Consider the following 11,490-nt stretch of genomic DNA (forward strand, 5'->3'; position numbering starts at 1 on the left):
AGCAACGCTTCCGCTGAAGCGGGTGGGTTCCATGTCGGGAGTGAGCGGGTCCGCTGCCCTGTGCGTGTCGTCCAGGGCAGTGCCGTGCCCTTGGTCGTATATCTCGCTCAGGGACTCCGTTCGCTGTCGGTCCCCGTCCTGAAGGTGCGGGCGCGGGGCGGCTTCATCCGGTTGCCAGCTTCTTCGGTGCGGCCGACTCGGCCTCCGCACTTGCGGTGGGTCCGCCCCCTTGGCGCAGCAGCCGGTATCCGGCTGCGGCCGCGATACTGATTGCCGCACATGCGAACCACCACGCGGTATCGCCGAATCGATCGATGGCGAGGCCGGCGAGCAGGGGGCCGACGAACGAGGCCGACTGCCAGGCCAGGGCATACATGCCTTGATAGCGTCCCCGGGCTTGGGCGGGGGACAGCGATACCACCAGGCCCATGTTCGTGGGCGAGTGAATGACCTCTGCCAGTGTCCACACCCCTACGGTCAGCGCGTAAAAGGCGACCGAACCGGCGAACGCGGTCAGGCCCCAGCCGACACCGCACAGCAGGCAGGACAGCACCAGCAGCGCAGTGGGGCTGCGCTTGTCGATCAGGTGGGTCACCGGGATCTGGAGGAGCACGATGAGCAGTCCGTTGACGCTGATGACCAGTCCGTAGTCGGTACTGGACATGCCTTCCTGGCTCATGCTCAGGGGCAGGGAGGTGGAGCCCTGCTGGAACAGCAGGGCGATCAGGAACGACAGGCCGGTCAGGGCCATGAACCGTCCGTCTCGTACGACCGTGCCGAGTCCCTTGGTTTGCCCGGGCGCAGCAGTACCGTGGGCCGGGGCGGAGGGCACCGGCTGTGTCTCGGGCAGCTTGACGAAGACCAGGACGCCGCACAGCAGGGTCGCTCCCGCGCCGACGAGAAACAGCAGTTGGTAGCCGTGCCGGGCCAGCAAGCCGGCGCCCGACGAGGCGACGGCGAACCCGATGTTGATGGCCCAGTAGTTCAGGGAGAACGCCCGGGTCCGGTCCTCGGCAGGCACCAGGTCGGCGATCATCGCCTGCACTGCGGGCCGCGAGGCATTGCTGGAGATTCCCACCACGCAGGCCACCACGGCAATCGCCACTGGGTCCTCTACCAGACCCAGTGCTGCGGTGGACAGCGCGGTCGCGATCTGCGACAGCAGCAGTGTCGGACGGCGCCCGATGCGGTCGGCGAACACCCCGCCGAGCACCGAGGCCGCCGCGCCGCCAAGCCCGTACAGCGCGGTCACCAGTCCTGCGTAGCTTGCCGAATAGCCGCGCTCCACCGTGAGGTACAGCGCGAGGAACGTGGTGACGAAGCTGCCGAGACGGTTGACCAGCGTACTGGTCCACAGCCACCAGAACTGTCCGGGGAGACCCGACACTCCGTCCTTGAGTGCGCGCCCGAAGGCGGTCAGAAGGGGGATGCGCCTCATGCGACGGCTCCCAGGTCCTCGATCAGCATGCTGCTCCGGCAGGTAGTTCGGAAAGGGGGTCTGGTGACCGAAGTGGCCGGAGGTGATCGTGCATCCGGAGGGCTGCCGGCCTCTATGGCCGCGACCATGTTGGTGGAGGGGGCGGTCAGGTAGCCACTGGCGCGCCCGGCCCTCCCGGCCTGCCGGGCGTGATCACACTGCCGGACGCGACACTTGGGCAGGGGGATCGTGGCCGGGTCGTGGAGTGTGACGTTGCCGGCATGGGGCCGGGTGCCTAACAGTGTCCCGGTCGACCGGTCGAGGCCGCGGTAAGTGGCCGACGCGACGCCGGAGACAACGGTCTCAGCGTTCGGGTGCCGGGAGGCAGCAGTGCAGAACGTCGCCGTGGCGTCCGGCACCGTGGTGCCGGCGAGCGATCCACCGCACGACGCCTCGATGTGGGACATGTCTACCTCTTGTTCCGCCCCTGGGCAGGGCGACGGTGCGGGCAGCGGTATGGACGGGCCCTCGAGCTGCGCGGCCACGTCATCGTGTGAGCAACTGCCGGTGCCGCCACGGAAGATCGGCATCGAGGGAATCGATGTTCCGGGGGCGCAGCGGCCCCGCCTGCACGGGCGACCGGTGCGATCAACACCGAATCACCGCGGCAAAACCCATGTCAACGCCGCATGGGCAGGGCTACGTCCGGTTGCGGAAGGGATGGCGGGGCCCACCGGCGCAGATAAATGGGGTATTGGTGATCTACCTGCGAGTAAGCCGGAGTCGCTTTACCCTCCCATTACCCCAAACAAAGCCCCCCTTGGGTCAACCTTGGCAACTCGAGACTCTCCCCCTCGACGGGGCCGGCCGGATGATTCGCCCCGCAGCCTCGGCTGTTGAATCCCGGACTTCCCCGGCCATCTGCGGGGTTGACATTGATCAGCGGCCAAAGCAGCCTTGTCCTGGCCCGAGAGCGATGCACTCGGGCAGCAACACCGTTCTGGTCATGGCGCGTCTCTGTTTACTCGTCATGGGGCGTCCGGAGCGATGGCAAGGCATTCCTCATTCAGGACGCAACTCTGCTGTCGGGCCGGCACCTTGTGACCTTGCGTCGACCATCCTTCCTGGAACAGCGCCGTTCCGACGTCTTTCACCTCTTCAGTCGCGGCTCACATCGAACTGCTCAGTGGCGTTTGCGCCGCGCTTTCGATGTTCAGGACACCATCCAGAGCGGACGCCGGATGGCTCTCAGTTGTGGGCGACGCTGCCCACTGGCTCTCATCCGCCGGATTCGGGCTGCGCGCCTACCGACCCACATGGTGTATGCGCCGGCACGCCTGGAGACGTTGGGATTCCCAAAATAGGAGAACAGTCGTGCTGCGCACTGACCGCTTCCTTCCGATTGCTTGCGAAGAGATGGTGCGTTCCAGTCGTCGAAGCGAACGATGCGTCGTACGGCGCATTCGCCGAAGAGGCAGGCATCGCGGACTGCTGCACGGAGTGCGGCTTTCCCGAAGCTCAACGGCTTCATCGGCGGCCATCAGGCACTGCTCGGTACGGAGAAGCTTTCGCAGCGGTATCCGTACAAACAGCCCTGTCCGCTCACGAGTTCTGCGTAGTAGCCCGAACCGGGGCCCTGGTCAGTGGGCTGGACACCGAAGTCGCTCTGGAATCTGGGTACGCGTACTGCAACGCCGGTTCCACGGCCGCCCTCGCCCACTCCGGGTTCGACGGATGAGATCGAAAGGTTCCTGACGTACCAGGACGGGCGTCGGCCGGTGGCCATGGCAGCCACGTCCGCGCTCCGCGAGACCTTTCGAATCCTCCAGTGGTACGACGGTTCCGCCGCACTTGAAACACATTCCTGCTGTGCGGCTGAAGCACTTCGATATGAACCACCGAGTTGCAAAGGGAGTTTCACGTTGATTGACACCACCGGCACCGGTCGGGATGCCAGGCACCGTACGCAGAAGGAACGGTGCCTGATAGTCGGGCTCGGTAGCCGCTCGCTCAAACGACACCTTCCCGCACTGGTGCGGTGCCGCGACATCGAACTGGTCGGGGCATGCGACACCAATCCGGACGTCGCGGCACACCTACCGGTCGGCATTCCGGTCTTTTCTGACGTGGACGCCGCGTTCACCGCCACCCGCCCGACCATGGCGATCGTCGCCACACCTCACCACACACACTTCGCAATCACCGAGCGCCTGCTGCGGTCTGGCGTGGCAGTGCTCAAAGAGAAGCCGTTCGCACTCAATGTGCAGGAGGCACACCGGCTCGCTCAACTGATCGACGACGAGAACGGTTTCCTGCGGCTGGCTGTTCAACGGCAGTTCAGCAAGGTATTCACCCAAGCCAAGGAGGCCCTGCCCGACCTCGGAGCGCTGCGGCACTTCGAAGCGGTCTACCACCTCAACACCCACCCTTATGGCAATACGTGGCGGGGAGACGAGAAGCAGGCGGGCGGTGGAGCCATGCTCGACATGGGATACCACACCCTGGACCTCATCGTGTCGTACTTCGGCATGCCGCACACAGTTCGTGCCGTCCAAGTTCCCGGGCGCACGGGGTCGGAGAACCTGACGGTTGAGGAAAGCGCAGCAGCGATCCTGGAGTACGCATCCGGGCTGGTCGGCCGGATCTTCCTGTCGCGCTGCGAATCGAGCAAGCATGAAAGCCTGTCGGTGACCGGCACCGAAGGAAGCCTCACGGTCGCGCCGGGCATCTTCCGCCGCCGCGACAAGACGGGCGAGGAGACCGAGGTCCGCACCGAATCTCGCTCCGCAGCCGGCGCGGGCGGCGAGGTTCTCACCACATTCCTCGCCTCGATGGGCGATGCGCGGATCGCCCGGGCGGAGTGCCTGCGGGGCTTGCAGGTGATGGCTCTCACCGACGCGCTGTACACCTCCCTGCGCGGGAAGGCCGCGGTGGCACTCCCGCCCGTCGACCTGCCCTCGTCCCGCGGCGGAGCCGCGCTGGCGGGAGCCTCATGACCACGCGATACCCGCACATTGCACCGGCTTCGTCGCAGCTGCTGCACACCGACCATCTCGCGGACATCGTCGGCCTGGTACAGCGTCACGAGGATGCTGCCCGCACCGCCGTCAACCTCGCTCCCAGCGAGAACGTACTCTCCCCACTGGCCCGGCTGCCGTTCGTGCTCGACATGTACGGACGCTACTTCTTCGACGACCTGCCGAAGTACGGCGTCCACGCCTTCTTCGGAGGGCTGGAACCGGGCGAGGTGGAGACCGGCATCCTGGAGCCGTTGTTGCGGCGGATGAGCAAAGCCGCCCATGTCAACGTCAAGGCGCTGTCCGGCCTGAGCTGCATGACACTCGCGCTCGCCGCCCTTGCCGATCGCGGTGAGAAGGTGCTGTGCGTCCCCCCGGACTGCGGAGGACATGCGAGCACGCTCCCGTTGGGAGAGCGCCTGGGCCTGCGGATGGGTGTGCTCCCGATGGACGGGCCGTACGAGGTCGACATCGACCGTCTCGAATCCGTGCTCGCCGACGATCCGCCGGCGCTGATCTACATCGACCAGTCCACCCAGCTGTTTCCTCTGGATCCGCGGCTCCTCCGGGGCCTGGTCGATGCCCTGGGATTGCACACGCTGATCCATTACGACTCCAGCCATGTGAACGGGCTCATTCTGGGCGGAGCCATGGCCAACCCGCTGGACAGCGGAGCACACGTTTATGGCGGGTCCACTCACAAGACGCTTCCCGGGCCGCACAAGGGCTTCCTGGCGACCAACGACGCCGCGATCGCGGAGCGCATCGATGCCGCGGCCGCCGTGCTCATCAGCCAGCACCAGCCGGCTGCGGTGGTCTCCTTGGCCGTCACCCTGCTGGAGATGCTGAAGTGCGGAGGGCAGGCGTACGCGCAGAACATCCTCACCAACGCCCGGAGCCTGGCTCGCCGGCTGGCGGACGGGGGCCTGAAGGTGGCCGGGGCATCACGTGGACACACTGCGTGCCACCAGGTCTGGGTCGATCCGGTGTCCGGCTACGCTGCGCTCGACATCACCGCGCGACTGCAGGAAAGCGGGGTGCGGGTCAACAGATTCGGTGCGCTGCCCGGCATCCCGAACCCGGCGTTCCGTCTTTCCGTGGCCGAACTGACTCGCTACGGCGCCACGGAGGACGAAGTCGGGATGCTCGCCGATGTGCTGATCGGCGTGATGGTCGGGGGCGACTCCCCGAAGGCCGGCCGCGCCGCCGTCCAGGAACTGCGCAGCCGTCTGACGCAAATTCGTTACTGCTTCACCGCGCCGGATTTGGAGCGTGCGGGACTGGATGAATGCCTGCTCGACCTGGTGCGTCGCATCGAGCTTGTGCAGCCTGCCGCCGAGCGCGTCTGAACGCCCGACGGGCAGCTCGCCCGCGCCGCCGTGAGGAAGGAAAGAGGTTCGTGAACAGCACGAACGAGTTCGACTACATCATCGTGGGAGGCGGCTCCGCCGGCTGTGTCGTGGCCAGTCGGCTGAGTGAGGACACGGCTGTGAACGTGCTCCTGATCGAGGCCGGTGCCTGGGACGATGCACCGGGCATCCACGACGCCGGCAGATTCCGTGAGTTGTGGGGCTCCGAGTACGACTGGTCCTACACGACCACCGCCCAGCAGCACCTGGGCGGACGGGCCGTGCCGTGTCCCAGGGGCCGCGTTCTCGGGGGCAGCGGTTCGATCAACGGAATGCTCTACGTACGCGGCAACCCACGCGACTTCGACCATTGGCAGTCGCTGGGGAACAAGGGCTGGGGCTACCGAGACGTACTCCCCTACTTTCTCAAGTCGGAGCATTACGACGGTCCGGGCTCCGAGCACCACGCGCACGACGGTCCACTCGCCGTGCGGCAGAAGTCCGCAGAGGACTCCACCGGTACCGAGCTCGCCTTCGTCGAAGCCGTGGCGCAGTTCGGGTTCGACGAACCGGTCATGGACTTCAACGGGGAACGTCAGGAGAACGGCGCCGGGTTTCACCAGGTGACGGTCAGCCCCGACGGCACACGGGCCAGCACCTCCACCGCCTTCCTCCGCGCGGCGCTCGGCAGACCGAATCTCCGCGTGGCGACCGACGCCCTCACCACGCGGGTGTGCTTCGACGGCAGCCGGGCACGGGGCGTTCAGTACTCGCGTGAGGGCCAGATGCACGAGGCCGTCGCCCGCGCGGAAGTCGTGCTGTGTGCCGGAGCCATCGACTCCCCGAAACTGCTGATGCTGTCCGGGGTCGGGCGCCCGGACGCGCTTCGGGAGCACGGCATCGATTGCGTGGCCGACCTCCCCGGCGTCGGCCGGCACCTGCAAGACCACCTCATCACCGGTGTCGCCTACGCCTCGCGGACACCGGCCGAAGAGGCGGCAGTCGGCGAGGTCGGGCTCTTCCTGTCCACCCCCTGGGACACCGGTGTGGCCGGACCGGACCTGCAGTTCCATTTCTTCCGCGACCTGCACCTGGGGCCCGCCTCACTGGTGGGGGATCCCGGCGCGCCGGGATTCACCATCGCGCCCACGCTGCTGCAGCCGCGCAGCGAAGGGCAGGTCACACTGCGGTCCGCCGACCCCCGGGATCCGGCTCGCATAGATCCGCGCTTCCTGGCCGACGAGGACGATGCCAGAGCATTGGCTTTCGGCATTCGCATGGCACGCGAGCTGGCGCACATGCCGGCTTTCACCCCCTTCCGAGGCCCAGAACTCGCTCCCGGCCCGGATGCCGTGACCAGCACAGAACTGAAGGAGTACATCATCAACCACGTCGAAACCGTCTTCCATCCCGTGGGGACGTGTGCCATGGGGCACCACTCCGAGTCCGTGGTGGACGATCAGCTGCGGGTCCACGGCGTTGAAGGGCTCCGGGTCATCGATGCGTCGGTGATGCCACGCATCGTCTCCGCGAACACCCATGCCGCCACCATCATGATCGGCGAACTGGGCGCGGACCTGGTACGAAACGGAGGACGGGCCGCATGAGCCGGCCCGAGGCCGCAGCGGTCCTGAGGGCCGCCGAAGAGTACGCCCAGCGGGAGCTGGGCGGTGACGGAAGCGGCCACGATTGGTGGCACGTGCATCGGGTCCGTAACCTCGCGGTTGCACTTGCGCACGAGGAAGGTGCGGACCCGTTCATCACCGAACTGGCAGCGCTGCTGCATGACATCGCCGACTTCAAGCTGTCCGGCTCGCTGACGGCCGGCGCGGAGGCTGCGCGTACCTTCTGCCGTGCACAGCGACTCGTGGAGACGGAGGTCGAGCACGTGGCCGACATCGTTGCGACGCTGTCGTTCAAGGGAGCAGGAGTCCCCGACCCGGAGATGAGCCTCGAAGGCCGGTGCGTCCGCGACGCGGACCGTCTCGACGCGCTGGGCGCCATCGGTATCGGGCGGGCCTTTGCGTACGGAGGACGGGTCGGGCGCCCGATGTGGGACCCCTCGACCGAACCGGAACTGCATGCCACCGAAGACGCCTACCGGAGTAACCGCGGGACCACGATCAACCACTTTCACGAGAAGTTGCTCGTGCTGAAAGGCCGTATGACGACGGCGTCCGGGAGACGGCGTGCCGAGCACCGGCACACCGTGGTGCAGTCGTTCCTGCAAGAGTTCATGAGTGAGTGGGACGGAAAGGACGGAATCAATCGTGACGGGAAATGAGAAGCTGGAGGAGCGCGGGTCCGGTTCCGTCGTGGTCATCGCCGGTGCCAGCAGGGGCATCGGGCGCGCGCTGGCCGTGGAGCTGAGTAAGACGGGACACACCGTGGTGGCGGGCTGCCGCACGCCGGAGGCCGTCGAGGACCTGAACCACGTCCTTGAACCGTACGGCGGCATGGCCTTGCCCCTGGATGTCACCGACGCCGGTTCGGTGGAGCAGGCCGCCAAGACGGTCGATCAGCGCTTCGGCACGATCAACCAGCTGGTCGTCTGCGCCGGCGCCACGCACGCCCGGGACGAGCACCCCACACACTCCAAGGGACCGCTGCCGCACCTCTCGGACAGTGCCATGACGGAGGTCTTCTGCACCAACGCGCTCGGCCCCGCTTTGGTCCTGCAACGCTTCATACCGCTCATGGACCGATCCGCCACGCCCGGGGTGGTCATGTGCCTCTCCTCCCACCGGGGCTCACTGGAATTGACGGACGGACCGGGTTCCATCTCCTATGCGATGAGCAAGGCCGCGCTGAACATGCTCGTCAAGAAGCTCTCCTGGTGGCCGGAGCGCGGGCGAACGACGGTCTTCGCCGTGCACCCCGGATGGGTCGCGACCGACCTGGGAGGGCCGGAAGCACCGCTCTCGGCCCAGGAGGCAAGCCGTCGGCTGAGCGCCCTGCTGTCACGGGCGGACGGCGACCTGAACGGCAGGTTTGTCGACACAGACGGTGCGGACATCCCGTGGTGACACACGGGCAGCGCAGCTACCACACCCATCCGGACATCGCCCTTCTCGGTTTCGGCGAACTCCGGTCGTCAGCACGCGGGTTCCGGAGCCTGCTGGTCCTCGCGGGGTCCTCAGCGTACCCGTGGCCGAAGCCTGCAGCCCGGACTTCGGGTACTGCGCACAGCGGATCGTGAGCAATTCACAGGAGTTGGCCGGAGGGCTCTGGGCGGGTCCTGGTTCACCTCCGGCGTCCGCATGGGCACGCCGACGTGGACCACCCGCGGGCTCGGTACAGCGGAGACGGACGCAAACACCGACCTCCTGATGCATCCGGTGCTCACGGCGCCCCAGGCGGGCGGCCGACCTACTGGAAGGCTTCCCGCTGTATCTGGGGATCGACCTCACCTGGTCGGGGGTTGGCGTCCTTTGAGCACGAGGACCTGGCGTTCGGGGGCCGTGCCCACTCCGCATGCGTAATGGAACGGCAAATAATCAGTCCGGCGTCTCAGGTGCCGAGATCGATGGTTGATCACCACCGGGGAAATCGGCAGGGTGTGAGGCGGCCATGAGCCGCGCGCTTACATGGTTGAAAGTGAGAGAAATATGCCGCACTCGGGGAGGCGCGCTTTGCCGTCTTGGCTCATGCACACTCTGGGAAACGATCGGCGCATCTTATGAAGCAACTCCGCGCGGACCGGGCCATTCCTGTCTACCTGGCAGGGTTCACGTTGACCAACATTGGTGTCGGCGGGTTCACCCTGGCAGTCGGACTCGCGTTCTACGAGAAGACGGGAAGCGCCACCACCTTCGGACTCCTGGTAGCCCTGGAATACGCCGTCGGATTCCTTGGGCAAATGGTGGGCGGGAGCGTACTCGACCGCTACAGCACGCTCGGCGTGGCGCTGCTCACGAATTCGGTGCGCTGTGTGTCGGTCTTTCTCGGCGGCATACTCCTGTTGCTGACCGGGGCGCAGCTGCCGCTGATGGCCGCCTTCGTCGTCTCGGCCTTCATTCGGCCACAGTACCGTTCTGCCAGCTTCGTGCTGGCGCGCCAGGTCTCCCCTCCCGCGCAGTTGCAACGGATCAACGCGCTGCGCTCGGCATATCTGCCGGCAGCAAAACTCACCGGCCTGGGAACAGTTGCCCTGCTCGCCGCCTTCTGCTCAAGTGGCGTTGTCCTCTGCGTGCTCACCGTGTTCTTCTTCGTCGGTACGCTGGGCTTCGCCGCGCTCAGCCGCTTGCCGGGCGGTGCCCCGGAGACCGGGCGGTCCGGTGCCGCCTCCGTGCGCCCCACCAGCCTCTCCGAGAGCTGGCAACAGCTCGGACGGGCACTGCGTGCCGTTCCGGGGCTCTGCGTCCACCTGGTCCTCAGCGGGATGCCCGCGACGGTGACCGCCCTGGCGGCGGTGCTGGTCGCCCCCGTCAACCACTGGGTGCACGGGGGCTCGTACGGCATCGCGGTGCTGGACGGAGGTGTCGCCGTCGGGGCGCTGTGCTCCATCGCGCTGGCCCGCCGGCTGGCGACCCGCACCTATCTCGTCGGCGTGGCCTGTGGGCTGTCCGCCGTGGCGCTGCTCCTGCTGGCATCGGGTTCCAGCCTGTTCGTCGCCGGCTTGTCCTTCTGGCTGCTGGGAGTCGCGACAACGCTCGGCGCGACCACCCTGGACACGCTCTTGCAGATGCGCAGCGCCGAGGAGATCCTCGGACGGCTGTTCATCACGCAGGAATGCGTCGTCTCCGTCACCGCTGTTGCCCTGCTGCCGCTTTCCGGGGAGTTTGCGAGCGACCGCGGCATTCCTTTCACCGCCGCGGTGTACGCGCTCGTAGCGGCCTGCTACCTCACCCTGTTCGTCGTTGCGTTCGCGTTCCTGCGGCAGCGCCTTTTTGGTGACCGAGTGGAGCTGAGACGCGATGTTTCCCGGGGCCAGAGCGTGCCCGCCTGATTCTTTCGCCGATTCCGGCTTCCCATTCCGGCCTGCGCTGCCCGCCGCTTCTTCCCCTTCCCTCCCCTTCTCCCCCTTCTTCACGTTTCCTTTTTCCATCCTCGGACCGGAGTTGCCACAGCATGTCTGAAATCGACTGGGCGAGTGCCCTTGACCGGCTTTTCGAAGACCCGCAGAATCAGAAGATCCGTTCCTGGGCGGAAGGTGAAATAGCCCGCGGAGCGTGCACTCCTGGACAGCACCGGGCTTACGGGCTGCTGACCACCGGCGAAAGCGTCGTGGAACTTCTCCAGACGACTCCCGGCGCCGTCAGGAAGATGGTGGAATCCGTTCCTGCGGACCGGTTGTTGGTCGCTCCGGGCGACGGCGAGTGGAACGCCGTACAGATTGTTCACCACTTGGCGGACAACGAGGCCGTCAATGCGGTGCGTATACGCTCCGTCCTCACCGAGGACACACCCGAAATCTTCGGTTACGACTCGGATCCGTGGACCAGGTTCTTCAGCGTGGAACCGGTGGAGGACGCCTTGGAGCGCTTCGAGGTGTCGCGCCGGAACACCGTCGCGCTGGTGCGCTCGCTCAGCTCCGAGGACCTGGACCGCAAGGGCGTCCTGTCCTACCGCGGTGCCGAGTCCCTGCGCGTACTGCTGGCGGTGCTGGCGGGACACGACCGCGATCACCTGGACCAACTGCGTGACACCCTCGCCGCGGGAGCCTGACGCCCCTCCTGTGCAGCTTCTGACTCCCTGCCCGGCGCCC

At 66.6% G+C, this 11,490-nt stretch carries 8 protein-coding genes; 7 read left to right on the plus strand and 1 reads right to left on the minus strand.

What is annotated here, in order from left to right; all coding sequences use genetic code 11:
- Positions 1–163 precede the first annotated feature (163 nt).
- Positions 164–1,438 (minus strand): MDR family MFS transporter, encoded by a 1,275-nt coding sequence (locus tag ADK86_RS25000; RefSeq protein ID WP_053698598.1) that lies wholly within the window; start codon positions 1,436–1,438, stop codon positions 164–166.
- Between the two features lie 1,901 nt (positions 1,439–3,339).
- On the opposite strand from ADK86_RS25000, the gene ADK86_RS25005 reads away from it, so the two are divergent.
- From ADK86_RS25005 to ADK86_RS41325, 7 genes are all read left to right on the plus strand, one after another.
- On the plus strand, positions 3,340–4,413 hold the full coding sequence (locus ADK86_RS25005) for a Gfo/Idh/MocA family protein (RefSeq protein ID WP_159393948.1): 1,074 nt from the start codon (positions 3,340–3,342) through the stop codon (positions 4,411–4,413).
- Positions 4,410–5,783, plus strand: coding sequence for a hypothetical protein (locus tag ADK86_RS25010; RefSeq protein WP_078952249.1), 1,374 nt, complete (start codon positions 4,410–4,412; stop codon positions 5,781–5,783). The genes ADK86_RS25005 and ADK86_RS25010 overlap by 4 nt, the downstream gene beginning before the upstream one ends.
- 50 nt (positions 5,784–5,833) lie before the next feature.
- Positions 5,834–7,390, plus strand: coding sequence for a GMC family oxidoreductase (locus tag ADK86_RS25015; protein ID WP_053698600.1), 1,557 nt, complete (start codon positions 5,834–5,836; stop codon positions 7,388–7,390).
- A complete protein-coding gene (locus ADK86_RS25020) occupies positions 7,387–8,067 on the plus strand; it encodes an HD domain-containing protein (RefSeq protein ID WP_053698601.1) in 681 nt (226 codons plus the stop codon). Before ADK86_RS25015 ends, ADK86_RS25020 begins: the two co-directional genes overlap by 4 nt.
- On the plus strand, positions 8,054–8,809 hold the full coding sequence (locus ADK86_RS25025; protein WP_053698602.1) for an SDR family oxidoreductase: 756 nt from the start codon (positions 8,054–8,056) through the stop codon (positions 8,807–8,809). Before ADK86_RS25020 ends, ADK86_RS25025 begins: the two co-directional genes overlap by 14 nt.
- Positions 8,810–9,462: 653 nt before the next feature.
- Entirely contained in the window at positions 9,463–10,731 is a 1,269-nt protein-coding gene (locus tag ADK86_RS25030; protein WP_053698603.1) for an MFS transporter, read from the plus strand.
- A 122-nt stretch (positions 10,732–10,853) separates the two neighbouring features.
- Positions 10,854–11,450 (plus strand): DinB family protein, encoded by a 597-nt coding sequence (locus ADK86_RS41325; protein WP_078952252.1) that lies wholly within the window; start codon positions 10,854–10,856, stop codon positions 11,448–11,450.
- Positions 11,451–11,490 lie beyond the last annotated feature (40 nt).

It is taken from the genome of Streptomyces sp. NRRL F-5755, from assembly GCF_001279365.1.
Classification (GTDB): Bacteria; Actinomycetota; Actinomycetes; order Streptomycetales; family Streptomycetaceae; genus Streptomyces; species Streptomyces rimosus.

Excerpts from the sequence above, each read along its gene's own strand:
- ADK86_RS25000 (WP_053698598.1), bottom strand. The coding sequence starts at position 1,438 with ATGAGGCGCATCCCCCTTCTGACCGCCTTCGGGCGCGCACTCAAGGAC.
- ADK86_RS25010 (WP_078952249.1), top strand. The coding sequence starts at position 4,410 with ATGACCACGCGATACCCGCACATTGCACCGGCTTCGTCGCAGCTGCTG.
- ADK86_RS25020 (WP_053698601.1), top strand. The coding sequence starts at position 7,387 with ATGAGCCGGCCCGAGGCCGCAGCGGTCCTGAGGGCCGCCGAAGAGTAC.
- ADK86_RS25030 (WP_053698603.1), top strand. The coding sequence starts at position 9,463 with ATGAAGCAACTCCGCGCGGACCGGGCCATTCCTGTCTACCTGGCAGGG.
- ADK86_RS41325 (WP_078952252.1), top strand. The coding sequence starts at position 10,854 with ATGTCTGAAATCGACTGGGCGAGTGCCCTTGACCGGCTTTTCGAAGAC.